The following is a 26,040-nucleotide window of genomic DNA, read 5'->3' on the forward strand; positions in this document are numbered from 1 at the left end:
GTTAAAAATCAGAGATGCGGCTGATCAACCACTGGCCATCGATCTTCTGTAGGCCGAGTTCGGTACGGGCCTGACCGGGTCCACCCATGACCGCCACACCCTGCTGGGTGCTGCTGATGATCATGGTGGTGATGACGGTCGCATTCGAGTCGTCCATGTGGCTGACCGCAACCATGTCGACCTGGCATTCTGCGCCCTGCCCGCTCTGCGCGGCCAGGTCCTTGGTGGTCGTCTGATATTCGTTGAACTGCGTCAACGCCTCACCGGTGAGACCGGTCTTGGCGTTGTTGGCCCAGTCGTCGAACTTCGTGGGATCCACCGACAGCACCGCACAGATCCGGTCGCCGGCCTGCGCCTTGAGCGCACTCGTATCCGACGCACTGGTGAATGCGAGGTTCGATCCGGATTCCGACACACCGGGCTTGAACGCCGCGATGATCGCGAACACCCCGACCACCAGCGCGATACCGGCAACAACCGCGACCTTGCGCCAGCTCAGGAATCCCGACTCGGGAGTCGGGGCCGAGGGGGCTCGCGGACCGGCCTTCGACGAGGCGTTCGCAGGCGAGGACGCCTTCGTGAGAGAGACGGATTTGTCGTCGACGGCGTCCGTGGCTCGATCGGGCGCAGTGCCGGATGACGGCCCGCTACCGGCGACCCGCACCTTGCCGCGTGGCGCATTCGAACCCGGACGGGCCGGCTTACGTGGACCTGACATCAGTTACCCCCTGTGGTCGGGGCGGTGGTGGTGCCTGCCGGATCCTGCAGTCCGATCGCGTCGATCGATTGGATGTCCGAGGCCTTCCACCCACCGTCGACGTCGACCACATCAACCGAGAAACCCATGTTGGACGTGGCCGGCTGCGCGCCCGGGACGGCGCTGGTGACGTCCACGTACACGAGCACCTTGGCGGTCTTGTCCTCTTTGTTGAACTCGACCACGCCGCTGCGCTTGATCACGGACGTCAGTGTCGCGGTGTTGTCGCCGTTCTCGTCGACCTGCTTGGTGAGCGTCTCGAAGTCTTCCGCGGTGATCTGCGTGCGGGCCTTGCCCGTCAACGACGAGTCCACCTGCTCGCGAAATGCCGACAGATTCTTCGGGTCGATGTTGGTGACGTTGAGGATGACCTGCTCGGCGCCGTCCTGTGCGTCGTCCCGGACCTCCTGGGTGTTCTGCACACCGAAAAAGGCGGAGTCGATCCACCGGTAACCGAACCAGCCCGCGCACACCACCGCGGCCACGAGAGCGACCGCCGCGAGGGCAGCACACACTCGCAGCCACAGTTGCTGCGAACCGAGATGTCGCTTGCCGCCGGGCTCAGAAGTAGAAGTCGTAGTCATCGCCCGCCAAAGGTACACGGTGCCAACGGGTCGAGCTCCGCCTCCGGCTTCGTCTCCGACATATGGTCGAGCTCCGCCTGCGGCTTCGTCTCCGCCACAATCACTTCTCCCGCACGCCCAACAGCGCAGCCATCTGTCGCGCAATGGGATTCAGATTGAGGGTGTCGGGCATCTTCTTCGGGTTGTTGTCCCACGGCTGAGGCGTGTTCGGGTCAGCGAACTGCGCCCGGTCCGCACTTCGTACTCCAGTCGGATTTCCCTGTGCCACATCACAATTGGCCTCGGTGTTGAACGGGAAGTCGTCGTAGTTGGGGTCGAAGTCCGGGTTCTTGGCCTTCTCCGCCGCGATGATCGCCTCGGTGCTCTCGTAACCGACCGTGCAGGCGGGCGGATTGTTGACCTCGAGCACGATTCCGAAGTGGATGGTGCCATCACCGGGGGTCGGGCCGTAGCTACCGCTCGACAGTGCCGAGAGCAACGCCAGCGCCGGGCTGATGCCATAGAACGTCGGGGCGATCGTGTTGACCGTCTCGGCGAGATTGCGGACCACCGTGGTGATGTCACCGCCGCTGTCCTGCAACAGTTGTGAGATCTGGGTGGCGCTTGCGGTACCGGTCGTCAGCAGTCGCCGGATGGCCGGATCAGAGGCCTGCAGCGTCTGCGTCACCAGTTCCAGATTGCGTGACCACGCCAGGATCTCGTCCGATTGATCGGCCTGGGTTCCGAGCACGGTGTCACTGTTCTGGATCAGCGAAATCGTCTGCGGCAGATTGTCCAGACCCGCCTTGGACAGGTTCGACAGCGAATCGACCAGCGACTCCAAATTGTCGGCATTGCCATTGAATGCCTTGCCCAATTCCGTCACCACGGTCCGCAGATCGTCCACCGGGATCGAGCCGGTGAAGTCGACTGCGGACTTCAGCACATCCTGCAGCGGCGGCGGGATCTGCGTGTCGGTGATGACCGACCCCTCTTTGAGATACGGCCCAGAGTTGTTCTTGGGCCGCAGATCCACGTACTGCTCACCGATCGCCGATCGGTTCGCGACGACTGCCATCGCCGAGTCCGGGATCTTCGGGCCACCGGAATCGAGGACCAGTTCGACCTGGACACCGTCGGGTTGCAGCGTCAACGGACCGACGCGGCCGACCGGCACACCGCGGTAGGTCACCTCACCGTTGGTGAAGATGCCGCCGGAATCGGCGAACTCGGCCTTGACCGTGTACGAACCGATGCCCACCAGCCGGTCCAGCCGGGCATACGTGGCACCGACATAGACCAGCGCGATCAGACCGACGACCACAAAGACGATGAGCTGCCATTTCGCGATCTTGGAGATCATGACCCACCACCTTCGGACGGTCCGGTATTGGCATTGGTCAACAGATTCAACGGCCCCTCGATGAAGCTCTGACTGCCCCGTTCTTCCGGCATCAGCGCGTACTGTCCGCCCGAGGGCGGAGTGTTCGGGCCCGGTTGCGCGTTGGGCAACGGCAGCAACGTGATGGTCGGCCACCCCAGACGCGGTCCGTTGCCGTTGTAGTAGGGATTCTTCGGATCGATCTTGGGTGTCGGCCCGGTCCGCGGCGGGCTGTACACCGGATCACCCTGCCCGACACCAAGTGCCTCGAGCTGATTGAGCAGCCGTAGATCGAGGTTGGCGAACAGGTTGGTCGAATCACCGATCACGCCAGGCAACAGGTTGTCCGGGAAGGGGTAGGTGAACAACAGGGGCGCCGCGGTGACGATGTCCGGAGCAGCCCCCGCGAGGGACTGCAGCACCGGTCGCAATGCCTTGAGATCGGTGATGATCTCGTCGCGGGCAGTCCCGAGGACCGCAACGCCGGCGTCGCCGAGGCTGTCGAGTTGCTGGAGCATCGTCACGAACTGCGGCCGCTGCTCCTCGAGAACCTTTACGCCCTTCGGCAATTCATCGAGCACCCGATTGATCTGGTCGGTCTGGGCGCGGGCCCGGGTCGACAAGGCGTCGAGTCCGTCGAGCGCGGTGACGATGTTGTTCTTCTGCTCGTCGAGCCCGTTGATCAGGCGTGCGGTCTCGTCCAGCAGACCCTTGACCTCGGTCTGACGACCCTCTAGCGCCGTGTTCAGCTCGTCGACGATCGGTTTGATCTGTGCCACACCGCCTCCGTTGAGCAGCAGCGACAACGCACCCAGGACCTGTTCGATGTCCGTTGCGGTGCGGGTGCGGCAGTCGGCGTCGCCGACACCGGGACATCCGATGACCTCGGCCGGATTCTGCCGGGGCAGATCTGCGTTCTCTTGCGGATCTTCCAGCGCCACGTACTTCTCACCGAGGAGGTTCGTCTGCTGGATCTCGGCGCGCGCCTGGTCGGAGAGGTCGACGCGATTCTGCACCTCGATGGTGATCTCGGCCGTCCACTTGTCGGGCGCGACCTTGATCTCCTGGACCCGGCCCACCTCGACGCCGTTGAACTTCACCGTCGACTGCGGCACCAGATCGAGCACATCGATGAACTGGAGCTTGTACGTCCGCGGGTTGTCCCCCAGCGGCGCACCGCCGGGTAGCGGGACCGACTGGAGGCCCTGACTACCGCAACCACCCACCGCGATCACCGCAGCGCCGATCAGCGCTGCAGCGCCCGCCTTGAACCACCGGTTCATCAGTTGCCACCCAATCCCGGTGCCGGAGTACCGGGCACCGTTCCTGGGACGGGACCGCGATTCTGGTTGTTCTCGTTGCTCATGATGCCGAACGGCAGGTTCAGCGTCGGCGTCGTGATGCCGTCGTTGATCTGCTCGGCAACGTCCTTGCACTGGTCGATGATCGGCCGCAGGGTTGAGCTGAACTGTTCGAACGCCGGGTCACCGGGCTTGAGCTTGCCCAGATCGAGCAGGCCACACTGTGCGCCGAGCAGGTTCTGCAACTCGGGCAACGTCAAATGCAGGTCGAGTGTCCCCGACTCCGCGTTGTAGGCGTTGACCAGGTTCGACAGGGTCACCGGGAGCACTTCCAGGATTTCCTTCTGGTATTCCTTTGTGTCCACCAACATCTGGGTGGTCGGGATCAGGCCTTCGACCGCGTCGCCGAGCGCCTCACGGTTGTCCTGAACGAATCCCGCGACATCACCGAGTGCCACCGACAACTTGTCCAGAGCGGTACCGAGCTGTTCGCGTTCACCGGCCAGGAAGGTGTTGAACGAGGCCATCTGCGTGTTGAATCGGCGCACCTGCTGATCGTTTTCGGCCAGCATTCCGACAAAGCTGTCGAGGTTCTTGATCGTGTCGACGATGTTGCCGCGCGACTCACTGAGGGTGTCCGCAGCTTTCGACAGTCCGCGGATGGTCTCCCCCAGCGCCTCACCGTTGTCGCCCAGGTTCTCGGCGCCGGTGGCCACCAGTTCCGAGACCGCACCGTCCTTGTTGGCGCCTTCGGGCCCGAGCGCCGTAGACAGCTTCTCGACGCTGGCATAGAGCTCGTCGACCTCCACCGGGACCATCGTCTTCTCGATGGGAAGGGTGAAGCTCTGCGGGGCCTTTGGCCCTTCGATGTAGACCGGGGTGAGCTGAACGTATCGGTCGGCGACCACGGACGGCGTGATCTGCGCGGCACCGACATCGGCCGGCAGGTTCACACTGCCGTCGACGCGCATCTTCACGCGGACCTGGTCACCCTGCGGGGTCACCTCGGTCACCCGCCCCACGGCAACACCGAGCACCCGGACATCGCTGCCCTCATAGATGCCGACACTGCTCCGGAAATCCGCGGTCACCGTGGTGCTGGTGACGCGCTTGAAAACCCACCACATCGAGCCGGCGATCAGCAGCGCCAGGATCAGCCCGATGACGATGAACACGATGTGTTTGGGAGTGAACCAGCGCCCGGGTCCCCGGGTGCCCTGGAGGTCGCGTGCCGTGGTCATCATCCGCCTGCCTCCGTTCCGCCGCTGTTGAGTGTTGTCTTGTTCTTGACGGGAGGCCGTGTGGTGTTCTGCTGCGGCAATGCCGGCGGCAGGATGTTGGTGACCACGGACTCGAACCAGCGACCGTTACCGAGCACGTTGGTGTAGAGCCGGTAGAACGGTGCCATGTAGGTCAGCGACTGCCGCAGATTCTCGTTCTGATCCTGAAGGATCACAATCACCTGCTTGAGGGTTTCGAGCGTTGGACCGATCTGTTCCTGGTTGTCTTTGACGATGCCCGACAACGCATCCGACAACGTGATCGTGCTCGACAACAGGGTCGAGATCGACTGCTGACGATTGTTGAGTTCGGTCAGCAACTCCCCTGCCCCGGAGATCAGCCGTTCGAACTCGTTGTTCCGGTCGGCCAGGAGCTTGGAGGTGTCCTTGGTGGCCGCCAGCAGCTCCTGCACCTTCTGATCGCGGCTGGCGATGGTCTCCGAGAGCCGGGTCAGGCCGTCGAGCGACGACCGCAGGTCGGCAGGTGTTCCCGAGAACGCATCCGAGAGCGTGCGCATACTCGTCGCAAGCTGGTCGGTGTCGAGTTCGTCGACCTGTTCGGCTGCGTCAGAGAACGCCTCGATCACGTCGTAGGGCGACGTGGTCCGGCTCAGCGGGATGACCTCGTCGGGGTCGGCGATCTTGCTGCCCTGCGGATCGAGCGCGATGTACTTCTGCCCCAGAACGGTTTTGATCTGGATGGACGCCTTGGTCTGGTTGCCGATCCAGGCGTTGTTCACGCGCATCTCGACCCGGACCTTGTCGCCGTCGAGGTCGACCGCGCGCACATCGCCCACCTTGACGCCTGCGACGCGTACCTCGGCGCCGGGTTTGAGCCCGGCCGCCTCGGAGAAGTTCGCGGCGTAGGTGACACCCGCCCCGAGCAGCGGCAGTGAGTTGAGGAAGAAGGCGGACATCGACACCATCAGCAGGATCAGGATGCCGAGGAACCCCACGGTCACCGGGCTTCTGCCCTCACCTGGTCGTCGATCACTCATAGCGTCACCCCCCTACCGTGCGTCTGTCTGCGCGTTGTCATGTTCCTGTTTGTCGACATCACGGCGGGTCCTCGTTCGCCCAGCAGCGGGTCGCAGCGCTGGTGTAGAGGACATGATTGATGTCCGGCAGCGGGACCAGTGGCTGTGTCAGTAGCACACTCGAACCGTTTCCGGCGGTCACGTCCAAACCACAGAGATAGAACTGGAACCACGAGCCGAACGTGGCTGCCCGGCCGATCTTCTGGAGCTTGACGGGCAGCGTGGTCAGCGTCTGTTTGATCGAGTCCTGCTGTTCCACGATCGTGGTTCCGAGGTCGTTGAGGGCTGCGATCGAACCCTGGATGGACGGCCGGGTGGGCTGCAGGATCGAGGCCGTCACCGCGGTCAGGTTGGACAACGACGTGATCGCCGACCCGACTGAGTCCTTCTGCGCGGCAAGACCGGTCACGAACTTCTCGGTGTTGGTCAGCAACGCCGTGAACTGATCGTCATGCGCGTTCAGGTTGCCGAGCACCGCATTGAGGTTGTCGATCAGGCTGCCGATCACCGCGTCTCTGTCGGCGATCGTGTTGGTCAGGCTGGCGGTGTCGCGGACCAGTTCCGAAATCGTGCCGCTCTCCCCTTGGAAGACCTGGATGATCGATGCCGACAGCTTGTTCACGTCGTCGGCCGTCAGTTGCTGGAACAGCGGCTTGAATCCGTTGAACAGCTCGGTGAGGTTGATCGCCTCGACCGTGTTGGGCAGTCCGATGGTGGATCCACCGCCGATGGTCTGGGTCTGATCGCCCGGCCCCTTCTCGAGGGCCAGGTAGCGCTGGCCGGTGAGGTTTCGGAGCTTGATAACCACCCTGACCCCGGCCGGGAGCCGGTCGCGGTCGACCGAGAAGCTGACCTTGGCCTGGGTGCGATCGTGGATCTCGACGCCGCTGACCTGGCCGACGCGAACGCCCGCGATCCGGACGTCATCACCCGGTGCGACCTGGGTCGCGTCTTCGAAGATCGCCTTGAAATCGGTGCCGCCTCCGCTGCCACCGTTGGCAACGGCGAACGCGAGCACCGACGTCGCGAACACGGTGACCACCGCGAACACGATCAGTTTGATGAGTGGAGCAACCAAGCCCTTCATTTGATGGTCACCTGGGCTCCCTGCACGGTGGACGCGGCGAGCAGCGTGATCCAGCCCGGGACCTCGGAGGGATCCTTACCGGCCGAGGCCGCCACGATGGCCTGCATCTGGAGCTTGTTCCTCGGATCGTTGTAGTTCGTGACCGACTTCTGCTCCGATGCCGAGCCCTCGGGCATCGTCGAGTACTGCGCTGCCGGCATCTGGGGAACGTTGCGCGGACCGGCATTGCGGGACGGCGGCTGATAGGAGCCGTCGTTCACCGAACCACCCGGGTACTGCGGGAACGGTCTGCCGTTGGTCGCCGGTGCGTAGCAGATCGGTCCACGTTCATCGAACAGGCGCGGTTCGTCCTGGTTGGGCAGGTACCGACCCCGCGGGTTCACGAACTGCAGGTTCACCCGGACACCGGGGTTCTCGGTGCCCAGCCCGGTGATGACATCGGCCTCCGGCACGAGTCCGGCGAAGTTCTCGAACGTGCATCCGAACGCAGGCGACTGCTTGGCCAGCGCTGTGAGCAGCGGTTCGGACTCGATGGCCAGATCGACCAGATCCTGCCGGTTGGTGACCAGGAAGTTGGTGCCGTCGATGGCGACCTGGGTGACCGCGGCGATGGTGGTCCGCAGGTCACCTTGCTTCTCGTACAGCGTGTTGGTTGTCGTGCGCAGGTTGTCCAACGAATCCACCAGGTCGGGCAAAGCCTCGGAGTAGGTCTGGGAGAAACTCGCCAGTCCCCGCAGAGTGCCCTGCAGTTCGGGCATGTTGTCGTTGATCTCGGAGAAGATCGTGTTGAGCTCGGACAGGCTCGTCCCCAACTTCTCGCCGTTGCCTGCCAAGGCCTTCGACAACGCCGACAACGTCACGTTCAGATCGGCAGGCGGGATCGCGTCGAGGACCGGCAACAGCTCATCGAACAGTTGCTGGAGTTCCACGGCGTTACCCGATTGGTCCTGTTCGATGGTCGACCCGCTGGACAGATGATCGGCCGACGAGCCCTCCTGGCCATCGGGGATCTGCAACGCCACATAGCGCTCACCGAAAAGGGTCTTGGGCAGGATGCGCGCGGTGGTGTCGGTCGGCAGCAACTCGACCTTGTCGGGCTGCAGCGCGAGGGTGACGATGACCGAGCCGTCTTCGATGTCCGGTGCGACGTTGCTGACCTCACCGATGATGAGCCCGCGGACCTTCACATCGGCGTTGGTCGGCAGTGCATTGCCCGCCGACGAGGTCAGGAGCTTCACATCCACCGTGCTGGTGAACGACTTGTTGTACTGCATGATCGTCAGCGTCAAGAACAATGCGACAACGAGGAAGAACACCAGGCCCAAGGCCCGGCGGCGTAGTGCCTGCATCGGGTTAGCCCCCCACTCGTACGGACGTGGTGGTGCCCCAGATGGCCAGGCCCAAGAAGAAGTCGAGGATCGCGATGATCACCAGAGCTGCGCGCACGGCGTGCCCGACCGCCACACCGACACCGGCAGGACCGCCGGTGGCGTAGTAGCCGTAGTAGCAGTGGACGAGGATGATCACGAAGGCAAAGACCAGCACCTTGCCGAACGACCAGAGCACATCTTCCGGGGGCAGGAACAGGTTGAAGTAGTGGTCGTAGGAACCGGACGACTGGCCGGTGAACTGCGTGGCTATCAGTCTCGACGCGAAGTAGGCCGACAGCAGTCCGAGCACGTACAGCGGGATGACGGCAACAAAGCCGGCCAGCACGCGGGTGGTCACGAGGAACGGGATCGACGGCACGGCCATCGTCTCGAGTGCGTCGATTTCTTCCGAGATCCGCATGGCGCCGAGCTGCGCAGTGAAACCACAACCCACGGTCGCCGACAACGCGAGGCCGGCGACGAGTGGTGCGACCTCACGGGTGTTGGCATACGCGGCGAGGAATCCAGTCAGGGCTTGCGAACCGAGCTGGTCGAGCGCGTTGGCGCCCTGCAACCCGACGACGACACCGGTGAAGCCGGACATCAGGATCATCACGCCGATGGTGCCGCCGATGACGGCGAGTCCACCCGATCCGAATGCGACCTCGGCGAGCAGCCGCAGCAGCTCTTTGGGATAGCGGCGGATGGTGCGCGGCGACCACCCGATGGCGCGTCCGTAGAACGACATCTGGTCGCCTGCGCCGTCGAGGACCCGTAACGGAATGCGCGCGATCTTGCCTGCGCGGTAGCCGAGCTCTCCTCTGCCTTTCGCGATCGTCACCTGTTCTCCTATGAACCCTTGGCCGGAACGATCTGCAGGTAGACCGCAGTGATGATCAGGTTTGCGAAGAACAACAGCAGGAAGGTGATGACAACACCCTGGTTGACCGCATCACCGACACCCTTGGGACCACCCTTGGGATTGAGTCCCTTGTACGCCGCGACCACTCCGGCGATCACACCGAACACCGCGGCCTTGATCTCGGCCACGTATATGTCCGGCAATTGCGCAAGCGCGCTGAATGATGCCAGATAAGCACCCGGTGTTCCGTCTTGCACGATGACGTTGAAGAAATAGCCTCCGCCGATACCGACAACAGAAACCAGGCCACACAGCAGTACGGCCACCAGGATCATGGCCAGCACACGCGGGACGACAAGACGCTGAACCGGGTTGATACCCAGCACCTTCATCGCGTCGATCTCTTCACGAATCGTCCGGGAGCCGAGATCGGCGGTGACCGCCGATCCGGCGGCACCTGCCACCAGCAGCGACGTCACCAGGGGTGCGCCCTGCTGGATCACCACCAGCACGCTGGCCGCACCGGTGAACGATTCGGCGCCGAGCTGCCGGATCAGCGATCCGGTCTGCAGTGACACGATCGCGCCGAACGGGATGGCGACAAGTGCGGTCGGCAGGATGGTCACACTTGCGATGAACCAGGCCTGCTGGATGAACTCGCGCCATTGAAAAGGACGCACAAACGTTTGGCGTGCGACATCGACGAACAGCTGAACAATATTGCCGGTTTGAGCGAGCGCGCCCGTACCGGCTTTTGCAACCCGATCGACACCACGCGTGGTGGCACTTGTCATCTACAGAGCCTTGTCCCCGGGCCGGTACGGGGGGAACTGCTCGGTCTGAGCATCAGAATCGACGTAGGGGGGTTGCGTCTGCGCATAACCCTGGGTCTGGTCATACGCTCCGGCCCCGGCCGGAGCCATCCGATGCGCGGCCTGCCGCTGATTCTCTTGCGCAGCGTCTTCCTGCACGAAGCTCTCCTCGATCGCCTTCTGCGCGGCCGGTGGCAGCGTATGCAAGATCTCACGGACTCGGGCCTGACGACGTCCGACAGCCTTACGCTCGGGCAATCCCGGGGTGGCCTGTAGCTGCGGGACGATACCGCGGACATCCTCGGCGGTACCACCGTCGGAGTGGCCGGCATCGACCATCTCCTGCTCGCGCTTCTGCTGCGCGTCGTCCTTTTCCTCGGACATACCGATGGGTCCGATGCGACGGCCGTTGAGGAACTGATCAACCACCGGCTCGTCCGATGTCAGCAGCACCTCACGCGGACCGAACATCACCAGTTCCTTGCGGAAGAGCATGCCGATGTTGTCGGGCACGGTCCTGGCGACCTGGATGTTGTGGGTCACGATCAAAATCGTGGCGTCGATCTGGGCATTGATGTCGATCAGCAGCTGCGACAGGTAGGCGGTGCGGACAGGGTCCAGACCCGAGTCGGGCTCGTCGCACAGGATGATCTGGGGATCGAGGACCAGGGCGCGGGCCAGACCGGCGCGCTTGCGCATACCACCGGAGATCTCACCGGGCAGCTTGTGCTCGGCACCGGTCAGACCGACCAGCTCGATCTTGTCCATCACGATCTGACGGATCTCGTCTTCCTTTTTCTTCGTGTGTTCACGAAGCGGGAACGCGATGTTGTCGAACAGGCTCATCGACCCGAACAACGCACCGTCCTGGAAGAGGACACCGAACAGTTTGCGGATCTCATAGAGCTCACGCGAGGAACACTTCGTGATGTCGGTGCCATCGACGATCACCGACCCCTGCTCGGGATGCAGCAACCCGATCAGCGACTTGAGGAACACCGACTTACCCGTACCGGACGGGCCCAACAGAACACTCACCTCGCCCTGCGGCAAGGTCAGCGAGACATCACGCCAAATATTCTGCGACCCGAACGACTTCGTGAGCCCCTCGACACTGACCTCAACACCCACTGAAATGCCCTCCAAATGAAGTCCGCCCCCGTCGCGGAACCTGTGGTTCGGCTCACTCTAACCCACAGGACGTGATGAATAAACGCGCTGTCGACGGATTCACAGACTCGGTCATACCGGAGTCCCGACATGGGTGACGCCGTTCGGTCGCGGTTGCCGCAGGTAGAGGAAAAATCCGGTTACCGGCGAGTAACTTCCGTCACCGTCCGACGACGTAGAAAATTGCTCTGACGAAAAACAAAACGACCCGCAGCCGAGGCTGCGGGTCGTTGTGCGTTCTGGGTGGATCCGGCGAACCAGATCCTCGTCAGATCAGAATTACTTGACGGAAACCTTGGCGCCGGCTTCTTCGAGCTTGGCCTTGGCTGCCGCGGCGGAATCCTTGTCGACCTTCTCGAGCAGTGCCTTGGGGGCAGACTCGACGAGATCCTTGGCTTCCTTCAGGCCCAGTCCGGAGACGAGCTCGCGGACGACCTTGATGACCTGGATCTTCTTGTCGCCGGCCGACTCGAGCACGACGTCGAACTCGTCCTGCTCAGCAGCGGCTTCAGCGGCGGCCGGAGCGGCAGCAGCAGCGGCGACCGGAGCAGCCGCGGTGACCTCGAAGACATCTTCGAACTTCTTCACGAACTCGCTGAGTTCCAGCAGGGTCAGTTCTTTGAACTGCTCGATGAGCTCGTCAGATGAGAGTTTCGCCATGGTGGCAATCCTTTCTGTCTTTCCCATGGGCGCATGGTGACGCGCCCCGGGAATGTTGGTGGGGTTTTATTCGGCCGCTTCTGCGGGTGCGACCGCGGCTTCTTCGCTGCTGGAAGCAGCTTTCTTTTCCTGCAGTGCGGCCGCAAGACGTGCGACCTGGGATGCGGGCTGACTGAACAGACCCGCGGCCTTTGCCAAGTTGCCCTTCATGGCACCGGCGAGCTGTGCAAGGAGTACCTCGCGGGTTTCGAGGTCGGCGATCTTGTTGACCTCATCCACGGACAGCGCGCGGCCATCCATGAATCCACCCTTGATGACGAGAGCCTTGTTGTCCTTGGCGAAGTTCTTGATCGCCTTGGCCGCCACAACCGGTTCACCCTCGATGAAGGCGATAGCGGTGGGGCCAGTGAACAGCTCGTCCAGACCGGTCACGCCCGCATCAGCTGCGGCACGCTTGACCAGGGTGTTCTTGGCGACGGAGTAGACGGCGCCTTCGCCGAGTGAACGACGCAGCTCAGAGATCTGCTTGACCGACAGGCCACGGTATTCCGTGACAACTGCTGCGGTGGCTCCCTTGAACTGCTCGGTGATCTCCGCAACCGCGGAAACCTTTTCGGTGTTTGCCATACTTCGCCTCCTCTCATGACGTGTCGGTTGGCACGTTGGAGCGCGACGCATCGGACGGGCCAAGTGCCCCACCAACGACAAACGCCCCGGCACAAGGGCACGGGGCGCACACGAGCGAAGTGGCATGATGCCACCTGACGGCGATACCTCGTTCACCCTGCGTGGGTCGCCGACGAAAGTCGGGCCTTCGGCCGATCCGCGATAATCGCGTACCGGTAACCAACGGTCTCTGGTTGAACTGACATCCGCGGGCATATGACCCACGAACACCAAGGGGCAACACTACCGGTAAGTGCCTCCCGGTCACAAATCGGCCACATCCAGATCAATTTGTGAAGCCGGATTAACCCGATTGTCGCGACCGAACGCCCGCTCGGCTACATTGATGCAACCAGTCCAGTGTGAGCCCGGTCACGAATACCGGGTAGCACTGGCCAGCAGCACGATGGAGTGTTGTCGCGACCTGAAACCCCCGGTCAGCACCGGGGGTTTGAGATCTCGCCGCATCCCTCCCGGCAGTGGAGAGGGAGCGCCATGGTCTACCAGTTGAGCCCGTACGAGTCCGCAGTGAGCCGCGGGGTCAGCCGGACTGCGCCCACACTCCCCCTCGGCGATCCGACCGGTGGCGCGAACGCCCGCTGGTGGCGCGAACTGGTCGACGGCGAGCCGGAGTTCGCTTCGGTGTCGATCGACCGGTCCGTCGACCTGGAGATGAGCGACGGTGTCCGGTTGCGGGCCACGTTGATCCGGCCGGTCGGCCGCTCCGGCGAGGCTGTCACCACCGCGCTGCCCACCGTCGTCAGCATCAATCCCTACAACCGCGCGATCCTCGACCTCATCGATCAGGCCACCCACCGCCTGCCCCTGCCACCGATGTCCGGCGGCATCCTCGATGTCTTCGGTATCAACCGCAAGCTGGTCCAGAGCGGATACGTACAACTGGTGGTCGATGTCCGCGGGACCGGTTCGTCTCATGGCCGCTGGCAGATCCTCGGTGACCGCGAGCAGCAGGACTCGATCGAAGTCATCGAATGGGCTGCCGGCCAGCAGTGGTGTGATGGCAACGTCGGCATGGCCGGCTGGTCGTATTCGGCCATCAACTCCCTGCAGGCCGCGGGCAACGGATCACCGCATCTCAAGGCCGTCTTTGCGGTGGAGGGTTGCGAAGACATCGTTCGCGACATCTACATCACCGGCGGCGCACCGTCGGTGTTCATCCCGATCTGGCTGGCCGGGGTGAACCTGCTCAAGTGGCTTCCCAATCCGTCCACCGCACTCGGCGACGTGCTCGGCACCAACGGGTTCGCCTGGCTCAAGGATCGACTCGCCTCCCCCGCGACCGAGATCGGTTCTCTGGCAAGGGGATTCCTCACCGGGTCCGATCCCCGGATCTACGACGATCCGTACTTCGACGAACGCGATCCGAACATCGATCAGATCACCGCACCGACATTCGTCTTCGGCGGTTGGCACGACCTGTTCGGCCGCAGCGCAACCCGGATCTACAACCAGCTCAACCTGCCTCCCGGCCATAAGCAGCTCGTCATGGCCGACGGCTATCACATCGATGCCGGTCTCGGCTTCGGCGGACGGGTCTCGCCGCCACGGGTCGATGTCCTCGAGCGCGCCTGGTTCGACCGCTGGCTCAAGGGCATCGACAACGGTGTCGACGAATACGGTCCGGTGACGCTGCAGCAGCAGGGTGGTTCGTGGACGTCGGGACAGTCGTTCCCGCGCAACGACTCCCGAGTGCAGCGCCTCTATCTGTCTGCGGCCCATTCGGATACGTCGAAGCACAGCGTCCACGACGGCAGTCTCGGCACCACCGTCAACACCGAGCCGGCTGCGCTGGGCATTCGCCCGGACGCCCGCGGGATCGTGTCGCGGGACATGACGCAGGTGACCGCAGGTGCGACGCGAGTGCTTGGCAAATGGTTCACCACCGACGCCCGGTTCCAAGAGCGTGGCGCACTGTCGTTCACCACGGCCCCGGTATCCGATTCCGTCCAGATCTCCGGCTCGGTGAACCTGCACCTGCGCACCACCTGTGCGGGAACCGATGCCTTGTGGGCGGTCACACTCAATGATGTTGCACCGGACGGCACCTCGACCGTTCTGTCGAACGGATCACTGACCTCTTCGAATCGCTCGCTTGATCCGGAGTTGTGTGAATACGCCGAAGACGGGTCGCTGCTCCTGGCCCACCATCCGCTGACTTTCAAGCGCAAGCTCAAAGTCGAACCGCACCTGCCGGTCGACCTCGACATCGACCTGGTCGCAACGGATGCCATCCTCGAGCCCGGACACCGACTGCGGGTCGATGTGTACGCCGCCAGTCTGCCGCGTTTTTTGGCGGTGCTGCCCGACCTGATCAAGGCCGGATTCCGGACCCAGAAGATCGTCCTCGACCCCTTCCATCAGAGCTACCTGACCTTCCAGGCGGTCGGCACACCCGCCTGGTAACAACTCGACCGAGGTCGAACCCAACCGCGTCGCGGTTACCATCGACCGTGCCGAACCCACCGCCGAGTGCGCCCATGACTCCGACCACACGAAGGGCGGCTGGTCGTGTTTGACGCGATCGCCCAGACCGTCCCGATCGGGATCGGCCTGACCCTGATCTCGCTACCGATCGCAGTCATGGTTCTGGTCCTGATGTCGGCGGGTGAGTACCGCGCGGTCGTCGCGTTCCTGGCCGGCTGGGTCGCCGGAATCGTGGTGTTGTCGGCGGTCGCGATCGCCATTGTCGATGCGCCGGTGGACGACTCCGCAGACAGCTCGTCCCGATGGGCCGACATCGTGCGGATTGTGGTCGGCGCGGCCGCACTGGCATTGGCGGCGAAGAACTGGACCGGGCGGCCGAAGGGCGACTCGGCGCCACCGATGCCCAAGTGGATGGCTTCGTTCGAAACCATCACCCCGCCCAAGGCCTGCGGACTGGGCTTTCTCCTGGTCACCACCAACCCGAAGAATGCGGTGGTCGTCGTCTCGGGAGCGACAACCATCGCGGCGGCAACCGAACTTGTCGCCCACCAGTCCATCTCGGTGGCAATTCTCGCTGCGATCGGCACCCTGGGTGTCGCTGCACCGGTCATCGCGAAGGCGATTCTCGGGGATCGGGCATCGTCGGTGCTCGACGCCACCAAGGACCAGATGATCCGGCACAACAGTCTCATCATGGCGGCGGTGCTGACCGTCATCGGCGTCGTGCTGATCGTCAACGGCATCACCGGACTCCGCTGAATGCTCAGCCGACGCGGATCCCACTGTCGCCGAAGGTGACCCGATAGACCAACGCCGCTTCCGGCCCCAGCACCAGACCCACCAGGTCGATGAGGGTTCCGGCGAACCGCGGTCCGTGTTTGTCGATGGCCGACCCCGGACTCAGGTGATGGGCCAGCTCGTGCAGAACCACCAACTCCCTCATCGCCCAACGTCCCTGCGTCGCAACCGGAACCGCGATCACGCCGGCGCCGCCGGTGGGGTCGTATTCGTAGTGCGCCTGATGTTGTCCGCGACGGGTTCGGACGCTGACCGGGCTGCGCGCCCGGGCGAATCGGGCGACGACACTTTCCATCGCCAGCACCCGCTCGACGTAGTCGCGGACCGAGTCGACTGATCCGAACTTCGCCTCGGGTGGCAGGGTGACCGTGGTCCCGGCGATGGACAGAACGTTCCCGCCGCCTGCGGCCCGCTCGAACACATTGTGAACCAGCCGTTCTGCCGCATACAGCGCCGACCGCTGGCCATCGCGCACGTTCACCGCCAAACGCTCCGCTTATTCGAAGACGCTCCACATACTTCTGGAGCGTCTTCGTAAAAGTGGAGCGTTTGCGTGGTCACGCCTCGAGTGCCCCGCGAGGGCCACCCAGTGCGATGTCTTCACCCAGTCGTGCACGACGCCCGGCCCGATCGCCTGCCCGGCGCGCACCTTCCGAGTAACCGGCCGACGCGCTGTGGGAACGCCAGGTTCCCCGGGCCGTCGAGACATCCCGATGGAAATCCCGGACCTCGATCTCCTTGTTGCGCAGGACCAGTGCCGTCCCCGACTCCTTGTTGCCACCGTCGGCGGCGACCGCCTGCTCCCGCGCCTCATCGCGAGCCGCGGCGAGCCGTTTGCCGATCCGTTCGGCGAACGCGGACTGAAAGTTCAGCCGGGCCGTGATCGGCGACAGCTGCTTCTCCTCGACGACCCGGCGCGCGTACCGGCCACGACGCTCGGTGACCACGCGGGCGAACGTCTCACCCTTGTAGTCCCCCGACTTCAGGTAGGCGTCACTGGCGGCGACCATCTGCACCACGAGCGAGCTGTACAACGCCTCACACGAGTCGATGTCGCCGGGAAATCCGTAGGCGTAGACGAAGGTCGAGTTGCTCGCGACGTCGCACGTGATGTCGTTGGCCCTGGCGATCGCGACAAACAGCTGCACGTACGTACGCAGACCGCGTTTGCCTGCCTCCCCGATCGCGATATTGCGCTGTTCCGGGGCGACTCGCTGGTTGCCATTGCCGTGCGCCCTTGCCACGGCGAGGTCGATGGACGCCGCGGTGGCCAGCCGCTGAGCCGCCTGCATGAATGCCTGCGCCTCGTGTTCGTTGTCTGTGCCCTCGGCTTGGCGCAGCAGACCCGCGATCTTGGTCAGAAGTTTGTTGTCCTGCACCCGTCCAACCTTAGGGGCTGGCCCCGACCTCACCATTCGGGCGGCGCCGCATTGTGGACGGCGTCCTTTGGTGGGGACAAATGCCGCGGCACACTCTGGTCCGAATTAGGAAATGGTGATTTACTAACTCCTGTGGCCCGACCTCGCGTGAACACCGATACCGCTCTTCTCGACGCTGCCGCGGCGGTGCTCGCCCGGACCGGCTGCGCACGATTCACCCTCGAACTCGCAGGTCAGGAGGCGGGCGTGTCAGCCGCGACCCTGGTCAAGCGGTTCGGATCCAAGCGTGGACTCCTCATCGCGTCCTCACAGCGCTGGATTGATGCCATCGACGCCGACCCGGCACCGAAACCCGGCGAAACGCCGGTGACGACGCTGCATCGACTGTCGGTGCGGTCCTATATCGACCACTCCCACCCCGACGAGGCCGCAAACCATGTGTCGTCACTGGCGGCCGACCTCGGCGATCCCGAGCTGACCCGCCTGTTGGCACTGGGGTGGCAGCGCAAACGCTCGCAGTTCGAACTCCTCATCGCCCGCGCGATCGCGGCCGGGGAACTCCCCCGCGCTCCCGACCCAGCGGCGGCAGCACGCACCCTGTTCGCCCTACTCGAGGGCAGTTTTCTCGGGTGGACCATCGACCCGACCCACCCCCTGGTGTCGATCCTCGACACCGAGTTCAACAACCTCACCTCCGCGTGGAGATGAAAGGAAGCCACCATGACCTCGACCACCGACATCACCGGCGCTGTGTTCATCGCGACCAGTGTCGACGGCTACATCGCCCGCGAGGACGGCGGCATCGACTGGCTCACCAGACGTGATGACGACATGAGCGAAACCGGCTACGACGATTTCGCCGCATCCATCGATGCAATTGCCATGGGCCGCAACACCTACGAGGTCGGCCTGTCGTTCGAGCAGTGGCCGTACGAGGGCATGCGCGTCCTCGTCGTCAGCTCGCTGCTAGACGCAGGCGTCGACGACCGCATCACCGTGCACCGCAGCATCGACGACGTGCTCGAAACCGCGAAGATCGAAGGCCTACGCCACCTGTATGTCGACGGCGGGCGGCTGATAACCGGATTCCTGAACCGCAAGATCATCACCGAACTCACCATCACAACGGTGCCCGTGATCCTCGGTTCGGGACTACCTCTGTTCGGATTCGTCGACGAGGACATCCTCCTCGAACACAAGCGGACCGTGACCCTGAGCAAGGGCCTGGTGCAGTCCGTGTACCGGGTGATCCCGGATGCCATGCTGGAACGGTGAAACAAGACCTCGAGCCGAACGCCGAACGCAAACTCTTCGACCACAGCAACACCTCGCCAGGAGAGTTCTACCGGCTGCTCACCTCGTCGGTCGTGCCGCGCCCGATCGCCTGGGTGTCCTCACGTAGCGCCGCCGGTGTCGACAACCTGGCACCGTTCAGCTTCTTCTCCGTCAGTTCGACGAATCCACCGATCGTGCAGTTCACGACGGTGGGCGGCTTCAAACACAGTTCCGACAACGCCAGAGCCACCGGCCAGTTCGTGATCAACGTGGCGACCGAGCCGATGATCGACTACGTCAACGCCACTTCGGCCGGCTTCGCCGAGGACGTCAACGAGTTCGAAGCCGTCGGGGTGGCATCCGAACCCGCGGCGGTGGTCGATTGTCTGCGGGTCAAGGACAGTCCGGTCTCCATCGAATGTGTTCTGCACCAGATCATCGAGGTGGGAAACTCGCAGGTGGTGATGGGACGGGTCGTGGCGGTCACTGTCGATCCCCGGGTCGCGGCCGACGACGGCCATCCCGACTTCGCAAAACTCGCACCGCTCGCACGTCTCGGACGTCTCGAATGGGGACTGCCCGGAGAGGTAGTCGTCCGCGACCGCCCGTAGGCGCGCAAGCGCTAGTGCACGTTGCGCGCGATGACGGCTCCGACGATTGCCGTGGTCGGAAAGTCTGCCATCACAACACCCGTCCGTCCGGTGGGTTCGACTGCCAGGTGACTTCGGGTGCGCTCGAGTATCCCGACCACCCCGGGTGCGCCTCGCGCCACGGTCACCGGAACCGTCCCCTGCGCGATCGCGATCGGATCGGTCCCGGTGGCACTGAGGTGGTTGACGAACAGGGTCGGCGCCTGCCCGCCGCGGGCCGCGTCGAACTGCCGTTGAACACTGCGCCACTTCGACGGCACATCGGCCAGACTCCCGAGCTCGTAGTCGTCCTGGATATCCATCTGGGCGCCGCCCCATCGCGGCCCGTAGCTTGTCGAAGCGGCGAAATCCTGCAGGACAACAATCTTGCCGCGCACCACACCGAGATCCGGGATGCTGCCGTCGTATCCGGTCGGCGGCGTCCACAGATGTGTGGCCAACAGATCCTTGGTCTGGGGGTTGTTGTGGATGTACCAGTTCAGGGTTTCTTCATACGACCGCGTGTTCTCCGCGGCGATGTGTTCTTCCTTCAGCCGCATCAGGATCGTCTCGCCCGGATGCACCTGCAGGAATTCCGAGATCTGCCTGACCACGTCGCCGAAGTCGGCAGATAGATACTCGACCCCGTGGTGAATCGGGAAACCATCGCGGAAATGCCTGGTCCGGATGTCGACGGCGCGCACCCCGGCCGCCAATTGTGTTGGCAGATCACTGCTCTGCGTCTGCCCGATGATCGTCCCGCGCCAAGCCATCGTGTCGTGGGTGCCAGGGACGGACATCGCCGTCAACGCGGTGCCGTCCGGGATCAGGCTCATCCAGTCCGGTGCCGGCCGCGAACCGAGGTCGTCGCCACCGGCACTACCGGTTGGCAGATCGGCGCTACCGCTCGAGACCGCCGTCGCCGTGTACGACGAGGTCAACGGAAGCAAGGCAACTGCGGGAAGGGCGATCAGGGCGCGCAGCGCAGATCGGCGGCCGAAACCTGCAGAGTTCACAGACAATCCTTTGGTGGTGGCCCTCTTCAGGGTCCGGGGAAGGGACCCGGGGCCAAACGCGTTGCTAGTCATATAACCCGATCGACTTCCAGTTTGTACTCAAGACCCCGAACCAAAGAAGGCTCCCGTATGTCAGTGACTTTGTCCGTGCTCGACCTCGCCCCTATCGCCCCCGGGCAGAGTGCTCGCGAAAGTTTCGCAGGCAGTGTGCAACTGGCCCGCGCCGCGGAACGACACGGTTACAAGCGGGTTTGGTATGCCGAGCACCACAACATGGCAACGATTGCGTCATCGGCCACCAGCGTCCTGATCGCACACATCGCCGCGCATACCGAGACCATTCGACTCGGCGCAGGCGGCATCATGCTCCCGAATCACGCACCCCTGACCATCGCCGAACAGTTCGGGACGTTGGAAACACTTCATCCGGGCCGGATCGATCTCGGTCTGGGCCGGGCACCCGGCAGCGATCAGGCCACCATGCGCGCCCTGCGCCGCGACAACAGCTCAGCTGATCGGTTTCCCCAGGATGTGCTCGAGCTGCAAGGCTTTCTCGGTGACGAGTCCCGGATTCCCGGGATCACCGCGGTTCCCGGAGCCGGAACCCATGTGCCGCTGTACATCCTCGGGTCATCGTTGTTCGGTGCCCAACTCGCGGCGCACCTCGGTCTGCCGTACGCGTTTGCCTCGCACTTCTCCCCCGATGCCCTGCAACAGGCGGTGACCTTGTACCGCCGCGACTTCAAGCCATCGGAACAACTGTCCGAGCCCTACGTCATCGCAGGTGTGAACGTTGTCGCCGCCGACGATCCCGATGCTGCGGCCGCGGACTTCGAGGCGTTGCGGCGCATCCGCGTTCGTGGCCTGATCTCCAGAGGACCATCGACCCCGGAGTACAGCGACGAAGAGATCGACGCCTTCCTGACAACGCGCGAGGGACACCAAATCGCCACGATGATGAAGTACACCGGAATCGGAACCGGCGACGATGCCCGCCGCTATCTGGAGGACTTCGCCGAGATCGCACAGGCCGACGAACTGATGGTCTGCCATCAGTCCGTCTCCATCGAAGGACGTTTGCGCTCACTCGAGCTCACCGCCGACGCGATGAAGGCCGCGCAGGTCTGATCCGCCGAACAACAAAGGCCGGGACCCCCCGTTGGGGAGTCCCGGCCTCATGTCAGTTCAGACGTGCTCAGACTTCTTCGTTGTTGTAATTGCGGTTGACCGACGGATCCACCGGGATGCCCGGTCCGGTGGTGGTCGAGACGGTGACCTTCTTCAGGTACCGGCCCTTGGCTGCCGACGGCTTCGCACGCAGGATCTCGTCCAGCGCAGCGCCGTAGTTCTCGGCCAGCTGCTTCTCGTCGAACGAAGCCTTGCCGATGACGAAGTGCAGGTTCGAGGCCTTGTCGACACGGAAGTTGATCTTTCCGCCCTTGATCTCGTTGACGGCCTTGGTCACGTCAGTGGTGACGGTGCCCGTCTTCGGGTTCGGCATCAGGCCACGCGGTCCGAGGATGCGGGCGATGCGGCCGACCTTGGCCATCTGATCCGGGGTGGCGATCGCGGCGTCGAAGTCGAGCCAGCCTCCCTGGATCTTCTCGATCAGGTCCTCGGCGCCGACCTCGTCAGCTCCGGCAGCGAGGGCCTCATTGGCCTTGTCGCCTGCGGCGAAAACGATCACACGGGCGGTCTTACCGGTGCCGTGCGGAAGGTTGACGGTGCCGCGCACCATCTGGTCGGCCTTACGGGGGTCGACACCGAGACGGACTGCAACCTCAACGGTCGCGTCGGTCTTGGTCGAAGAGGTCTCCTTGGCCAGCTTTGCAGCCTCCAGCGGACTGTAGAGCTTGGACTTGTCGACCTTTTCAGCTGCGGCCTTGTATGCCTTGCTGTTCCTGCTCATATTTGCTCTGTCTTTCTCCGCAACACATGCGGTTTGGTGGTGCGGACCGAGCCGGCCCTGCCACGATTACTTGGTAAAAAGTTCAGCCACTGTCAGAGCTTGCGAGTTCGCAAGCTCACTCGACGGTGATGCCCATGGAGCGGGCGGTTCCGGCGATGATCTTCGCGGCCTGCTCAACGTCGTTGGCGTTGAGGTCTTCCTGCTTGGTCTTTGCGATCTCACGGACCTGATCCATGGTGACCTTGCCGACCTTGGTCTTGTGCGGCTCTCCCGAGCCCTTCTGCAGACCGGCGGCCTTGAGCAGCAGCTTCGCGGCCGGCGGGGTCTTCAACTTGAAGTCGAAGGAACGATCTTCGTAGACGAAGATCTCCACAGGCACGACATTGCCGCGCTGGCTTTCTGTCGCGGCGTTGTACGCCTTGCAGAACTCCATGATGTTCACACCGTGCTGACCAAGTGCCGGACCCACGGGCGGTGCCGGGTTGGCGGCGCCTGCGTTGATCTGGAGCTTGATGATCCCGGTGATCTTCTTCTTCTTCTTTGGGGGCATCCTTTTCCCTGTTTCTGATTGATGTCGCTTGGGCTGATGACTTGCTTCAGCCCGGTTTCACGCCCGCTGGAGACGTGAAAGTCTGTTGGGCGGAAAAGACCTGTTAGATCTTTTCGACCTGGTTGAAGGCGAGCTCGACCGGGGTCTCACGACCGAAGATCGAAACCAGCACCTTCACCTTGCGCTGCTCTGCGTTGACCTCGCTGATCGACGCAGGCAGCGTTGCAAACGGTCCATCCATGACGGTGACCGATTCGCCGACCGTGAAGTCGACCTCGACGACCGGCGCGTTTGCGGCGGCCAGGTCTGCTCCACCCTCGGAACCCGATTTGCCCGAGGCCTTCTTGGGCTCCGTGCGCGGCATCAGGAACTTGAGAACGTCGTCCATCGACAACGGGGACGGACGCGAGGTCAGTCCCACGAAGCCGGTGACGCCGGGCGTGTTGCGCACTGCGCCCCACGACTCGTCGTTCAGTTCCATGCGAACGAGGATGTAGCCGGGCAGCACCTTGCGGTTGACCTTCTTGGGCTGACCGTTCTTGATCTCGGTGACCTCTTCGGTCGGAACCTCGACCTGGAAGATGTAGTCGCCGACGTCGAGGTTCTGCACACGGGTCTCGAGGTTGGCTTTCACCTTGTTCTCGTACCCGGCGTAGGAGTGGATCACGTACCAGTCGCCGGCAGCCTTCTTGAGAGACTTCCGCAGCGCCTCGACTGGGTCTTCTTCTTCCTCGGGCTCGGCAGCTTCAGGGGCATCGACAACCTCTGCGGCGTCGGCAGCCTCGTCGAGGGTCTCCTCGGCGACGTCGTCGCTGTCGGTCGCCTCGGTGTCGGGGGCCTCGTCGGTCGGTTCGGAGTCGGAGACGCCACTGTCAACAGCGCCCGAATCACCGGCCGTCTGATCGATGGTGTCGGTTTCGGTCTCGCTGATATCAGCGTCGTTCTCGGGGGTGCTCACTGCAGCCCACGCTCCCTTTCTTCGAAGCAGTCGCTCGGGTTGGTTACCCGAACAACCACAAAACTCCCTTGGCAAAGCCCAGGTCCAGCGCCGAGACGAACGTAACCATCACGATCACGAAGATCAGCACGATGATCGTGTACTGGATCAGCTGCTTCTGCGTCGGCCAGATGACCTTCTTGAGCTCACTGACAACCTGTGTCAGGAACACGTAGATCCGGATGAACGGATTACGGCTGTCTTCCGGCTTGACCCGCTTGCGCGCGCCATCCTTTTTCTTGTCTTTGCCGGCGTCTTTGGTGGTGACGGCCGACGTGGTGGAGTCGTCGTCATCGCCACCGTCGCTTTTCGCGAGGTTTGGTCGCTTGCCACGCGGCGAACGCTTGCCCGAAGGACGCGCCTGCGTTGCGGTATCACCGCTGGCGGCGTCGTCGTCCACCGAATCCGTTGCGGAGTCCACAGAAGCGTCGAGCTCGACCTCGTCGGTCGGCCCGGCCGCGTTCTTGGCGCGTTCGGCACGGTCGCGCTTGCTCAACTTGATCCTCTCGTGGCTGAAGTCCGCTGCTGACGTGTCGGGCCTGGGCCCTGCCACACAACAACTGACATCGGTTGCCCTTCCGGTGTGTGAAACACACCGCCAAGGGCAGGGGCGACAGGACTTGAACCTGCAACCTGCGGTTTTGGAGACCGCTGCTCTGCCAGTTGAGCTACGCCCCTTTGGGTCGTCTCGGCTTCGCTGACCACGTGATGGCCCTCGAGTCCTCGTCGACCCGGCGTCTGGACTACACAAAACCAACGCGCCACCCTCAGGGCAGCGCGCGAGTTTGAGTAAATCTCAGACTTTAGAAGTGTACGTCACCAGGTGGGTCGAACTCCAACCAGCTCTGTGAGCTGGGCTTTGTCCGTCGATTACCCGGTTCGGTACGAGAGATTCAGTTGAACTGCACTGTGGCGAGCGCGCGCCCGAAGATCTTGCGCTCACCTTGTTTTGCGACCATCGAGATCTGCCCGCGCCGGGTTTCCGGATCGAGCGACTTCACCTTGCCGGTGAAATCGACAGATGCGTAGTCGTCTGCGGGTACGTACACGGGGCTGGTGAAGCGCACGTTGTACTCGCAGATTGCCGCTGGGTCGCCGATGAACTCGCCGAGGAAACTTGCTCCCAGACCCATCGATTGCATGCCATGGGCGACGACGTCGTCCAAGCCGGCGACCTTGATGACCTCATCACTGTAGTGGATGGGGTTCGGGTCTCCGGCAACCCCTGCATAGTTGATCAGGTTGCCACGGGTCAGTTTGAAGGTCCGCGGCGGGAGCTCCTGGCCGACGGTGAGCTCATCGAAGTTGACGGCACCGTAAGCCTGGGGCGAGATGTCGGGATCCGGGTCGTCGTATCGGGCGAACGGCCCTTCGACCGTCTTGCCCGGGTTGATACCGACGGGTTCCTTCATCATCACGTGCTCGAGTTTGTCGACCAGCGCCGGGTCCGCCTCCACCGCGGCGCGGGCGGCCAGGCTGGTGAAGGTGGTCATCACCGGTTCGTTGCGCTGGTTCCAGATGACGTTCTTGGTGACCATCAGATCGGTGCCGGACATCTGACGGAAGGATTCGAGTGAGACGTCGCACACCAGCTGGTCGCCGACCTTGATGGGCTGGTGGAAGACGAGCCGCTGATCGCTCTGCATGATCTGCCAGAGGTCATAGCCGGTGATGACGTCTTCGAACAGGCGTCGTTGGGCGATGATGCCGAGTACCGAGACGAACGTGGGAGCGGCCACGAGGGTGTCGTGCCCCATCTCGCGGGCCTTCTCCTCGTTCCAGTGCACGGGGTTGGTGTCCTGCACGGCGCGGGCGTGTTCGCGTACCTTCTCGCGTCCGACCTCGTAGTAGTCGTCGACGGTGTACTTGAAGCCGACCATCTTCTGCGTGTGCTCGGCGATCTGTTCGGGGGTCTGCTTCTCGCCATCCCCGAGCGGTTCGAGGCGCTGCTCGACCTGTGCTTCGCTCGCATTCGTCACTCGACCGACCTCATCTTTCAACTGTCCATTGGACGCGGGCGGGGCGATCATCGACCAGGGCTGGGATGCCGCCGCGCCATTTCCGCTTCAACACCAAAGACCGGGAACACTGGCGCG

At 63.3% G+C, this 26,040-nt stretch carries 27 protein-coding genes and 1 tRNA gene; 6 read left to right on the forward strand and 22 right to left on the reverse strand.

Annotated features, from left to right (window positions below):
* Position 1 precedes the first annotated feature (1 nt).
* From AC1TQG_RS03815 to rplJ, 13 genes are all read right to left on the reverse strand, one after another.
* Positions 2-718: a hypothetical protein gene (locus AC1TQG_RS03815; RefSeq protein WP_482135607.1), complete on the reverse strand. Its 717-nt coding sequence runs from the start codon at positions 716-718 to the stop codon at positions 2-4.
* Positions 718-1,341 carry a hypothetical protein gene (locus AC1TQG_RS03820; RefSeq protein ID WP_482135608.1) on the reverse strand — a complete coding sequence of 208 codons (624 nt, stop codon included), beginning with the start codon at positions 1,339-1,341 and terminating at the stop codon, positions 718-720. The genes AC1TQG_RS03815 and AC1TQG_RS03820 overlap by 1 nt, the downstream gene beginning before the upstream one ends.
* A 100-nt stretch (positions 1,342-1,441) precedes the next feature.
* Positions 1,442-2,683, reverse strand: coding sequence for an MCE family protein (locus AC1TQG_RS03825; protein WP_482135609.1), 1,242 nt, complete (start codon positions 2,681-2,683; stop codon positions 1,442-1,444).
* A complete protein-coding gene (locus AC1TQG_RS03830; RefSeq protein ID WP_482135610.1) occupies positions 2,680-3,984 on the reverse strand; it encodes an MCE family protein in 1,305 nt (434 codons plus the stop codon). The genes AC1TQG_RS03825 and AC1TQG_RS03830 overlap by 4 nt, the downstream gene beginning before the upstream one ends.
* Positions 3,984-5,243: an MCE family protein gene (locus tag AC1TQG_RS03835; protein ID WP_482137250.1), complete on the reverse strand. Its 1,260-nt coding sequence runs from the start codon at positions 5,241-5,243 to the stop codon at positions 3,984-3,986. The genes AC1TQG_RS03830 and AC1TQG_RS03835 overlap by 1 nt, the downstream gene beginning before the upstream one ends.
* A complete protein-coding gene (locus tag AC1TQG_RS03840; protein ID WP_482135611.1) occupies positions 5,243-6,280 on the reverse strand; it encodes an MCE family protein in 1,038 nt (345 codons plus the stop codon). The genes AC1TQG_RS03835 and AC1TQG_RS03840 overlap by 1 nt, the downstream gene beginning before the upstream one ends.
* A gap of 58 nt (positions 6,281-6,338) precedes the next feature.
* A complete protein-coding gene (locus AC1TQG_RS03845) occupies positions 6,339-7,406 on the reverse strand; it encodes an MCE family protein (RefSeq protein WP_482135612.1) in 1,068 nt (355 codons plus the stop codon).
* Positions 7,403-8,755: an MCE family protein gene (locus AC1TQG_RS03850; RefSeq protein WP_482135613.1), complete on the reverse strand. Its 1,353-nt coding sequence runs from the start codon at positions 8,753-8,755 to the stop codon at positions 7,403-7,405. Before AC1TQG_RS03850 ends, AC1TQG_RS03845 begins: the two co-directional genes overlap by 4 nt.
* Positions 8,756-8,759: 4 nt before the next feature.
* Complete coding sequence (locus AC1TQG_RS03855) at positions 8,760-9,629, reverse strand: MlaE family ABC transporter permease (protein ID WP_482137251.1); 870 nt, start codon at positions 9,627-9,629, stop codon at positions 8,760-8,762.
* Entirely contained in the window at positions 9,626-10,432 is an 807-nt protein-coding gene (locus AC1TQG_RS03860; RefSeq protein WP_482135614.1) for an MlaE family ABC transporter permease, read from the reverse strand. Before AC1TQG_RS03860 ends, AC1TQG_RS03855 begins: the two co-directional genes overlap by 4 nt.
* Positions 10,433-11,581, reverse strand: a complete 1,149-nt coding sequence (locus AC1TQG_RS03865; protein ID WP_482135615.1) for an ABC transporter ATP-binding protein — start codon at positions 11,579-11,581, stop codon at positions 10,433-10,435.
* Between the two features lie 318 nt (positions 11,582-11,899).
* On the reverse strand, positions 11,900-12,280 hold the full coding sequence (gene rplL, locus AC1TQG_RS03870) for a 50S ribosomal protein L7/L12 (RefSeq protein WP_482137252.1): 381 nt from the start codon (positions 12,278-12,280) through the stop codon (positions 11,900-11,902).
* Between the two features lie 66 nt (positions 12,281-12,346).
* Entirely contained in the window at positions 12,347-12,907 is a 561-nt protein-coding gene (gene rplJ / locus AC1TQG_RS03875; RefSeq protein WP_482135616.1) for a 50S ribosomal protein L10, read from the reverse strand.
* Positions 12,908-13,441: 534 nt separating this feature from the next.
* Between rplJ and AC1TQG_RS03880 the strand changes: the two genes are divergently transcribed.
* Positions 13,442-15,370 (forward strand): CocE/NonD family hydrolase, encoded by a 1,929-nt coding sequence (locus tag AC1TQG_RS03880; RefSeq protein WP_482135617.1) that lies wholly within the window; start codon positions 13,442-13,444, stop codon positions 15,368-15,370.
* Between the two features lie 105 nt (positions 15,371-15,475).
* Complete coding sequence (locus tag AC1TQG_RS03885) at positions 15,476-16,150, forward strand: GAP family protein (protein WP_482135618.1); 675 nt, start codon at positions 15,476-15,478, stop codon at positions 16,148-16,150.
* A gap of 4 nt (positions 16,151-16,154) precedes the next feature.
* Here the strand turns inward: AC1TQG_RS03885 and AC1TQG_RS03890 are convergent, their stop codons facing one another.
* Together AC1TQG_RS03890 and AC1TQG_RS03895 are read right to left on the reverse strand one after the other, a co-directional pair.
* Positions 16,155-16,670, reverse strand: a complete 516-nt coding sequence (locus AC1TQG_RS03890; protein WP_482135619.1) for a TIGR04338 family metallohydrolase — start codon at positions 16,668-16,670, stop codon at positions 16,155-16,157.
* Positions 16,671-16,746: 76 nt separating this feature from the next.
* Entirely contained in the window at positions 16,747-17,568 is an 822-nt protein-coding gene (locus AC1TQG_RS03895; protein ID WP_482135620.1) for a DUF2786 domain-containing protein, read from the reverse strand.
* 132 nt (positions 17,569-17,700) lie between these two features.
* On the opposite strand from AC1TQG_RS03895, the gene AC1TQG_RS03900 reads away from it, so the two are divergent.
* From AC1TQG_RS03900 to AC1TQG_RS03910, 3 genes are read left to right on the forward strand one after another with little or no spacing between them, the layout of a single operon-like run.
* The gene (locus AC1TQG_RS03900; RefSeq protein ID WP_482135621.1) at positions 17,701-18,276 is read left to right on the forward strand and encodes a TetR/AcrR family transcriptional regulator; all 576 of its coding nucleotides are present in this window, start codon (positions 17,701-17,703) and stop codon (positions 18,274-18,276) included.
* A gap of 12 nt (positions 18,277-18,288) precedes the next feature.
* Positions 18,289-18,843 (forward strand): dihydrofolate reductase family protein, encoded by a 555-nt coding sequence (locus AC1TQG_RS03905; protein ID WP_482135622.1) that lies wholly within the window; start codon positions 18,289-18,291, stop codon positions 18,841-18,843.
* Positions 18,840-19,454, forward strand: a complete 615-nt coding sequence (locus AC1TQG_RS03910; RefSeq protein ID WP_482135623.1) for a flavin reductase family protein — start codon at positions 18,840-18,842, stop codon at positions 19,452-19,454. The genes AC1TQG_RS03905 and AC1TQG_RS03910 overlap by 4 nt, the downstream gene beginning before the upstream one ends.
* A gap of 11 nt (positions 19,455-19,465) precedes the next feature.
* Here AC1TQG_RS03910 and AC1TQG_RS03915 read toward each other — a convergent pair whose 3' ends face one another.
* On the reverse strand, positions 19,466-20,488 hold the full coding sequence (locus AC1TQG_RS03915; RefSeq protein ID WP_482135624.1) for a phosphatidylinositol-specific phospholipase C: 1,023 nt from the start codon (positions 20,486-20,488) through the stop codon (positions 19,466-19,468).
* A gap of 129 nt (positions 20,489-20,617) precedes the next feature.
* On the opposite strand from AC1TQG_RS03915, the gene AC1TQG_RS03920 reads away from it, so the two are divergent.
* On the forward strand, positions 20,618-21,616 hold the full coding sequence (locus AC1TQG_RS03920; RefSeq protein WP_482135625.1) for an LLM class flavin-dependent oxidoreductase: 999 nt from the start codon (positions 20,618-20,620) through the stop codon (positions 21,614-21,616).
* Positions 21,617-21,683: 67 nt separating this feature from the next.
* Here the strand turns inward: AC1TQG_RS03920 and rplA are convergent, their stop codons facing one another.
* The 6 genes from rplA to AC1TQG_RS03950 all read right to left on the reverse strand — a co-directional run bounded on the left by rplA (position 21,684) and on the right by AC1TQG_RS03950 (position 25,923).
* Entirely contained in the window at positions 21,684-22,397 is a 714-nt protein-coding gene (gene rplA, locus AC1TQG_RS03925) for a 50S ribosomal protein L1 (RefSeq protein WP_482135626.1), read from the reverse strand.
* 115 nt (positions 22,398-22,512) lie between these two features.
* The gene (gene rplK, locus AC1TQG_RS03930) at positions 22,513-22,947 is read right to left on the reverse strand and encodes a 50S ribosomal protein L11 (protein WP_482135627.1); all 435 of its coding nucleotides are present in this window, start codon (positions 22,945-22,947) and stop codon (positions 22,513-22,515) included.
* 103 nt (positions 22,948-23,050) lie between these two features.
* Positions 23,051-23,905 (reverse strand): transcription termination/antitermination protein NusG, encoded by an 855-nt coding sequence (gene nusG, locus AC1TQG_RS03935; protein ID WP_482135628.1) that lies wholly within the window; start codon positions 23,903-23,905, stop codon positions 23,051-23,053.
* A 43-nt stretch (positions 23,906-23,948) separates the two neighbouring features.
* Positions 23,949-24,440, reverse strand: a complete 492-nt coding sequence (secE, locus tag AC1TQG_RS03940; RefSeq protein WP_482135629.1) for a preprotein translocase subunit SecE — start codon at positions 24,438-24,440, stop codon at positions 23,949-23,951.
* Between the two features lie 109 nt (positions 24,441-24,549).
* Positions 24,550-24,622, reverse strand: a tRNA-Trp gene (locus AC1TQG_RS03945).
* Between the two features lie 215 nt (positions 24,623-24,837).
* Complete coding sequence (locus AC1TQG_RS03950) at positions 24,838-25,923, reverse strand: fused (3R)-hydroxyacyl-ACP dehydratase subunits HadA/HadB (RefSeq protein ID WP_482135630.1); 1,086 nt, start codon at positions 25,921-25,923, stop codon at positions 24,838-24,840.
* Positions 25,924-26,040: the final 117 nt, after the last annotated feature.

This window comes from Williamsia sp. Y844 (assembly GCF_056786475.1).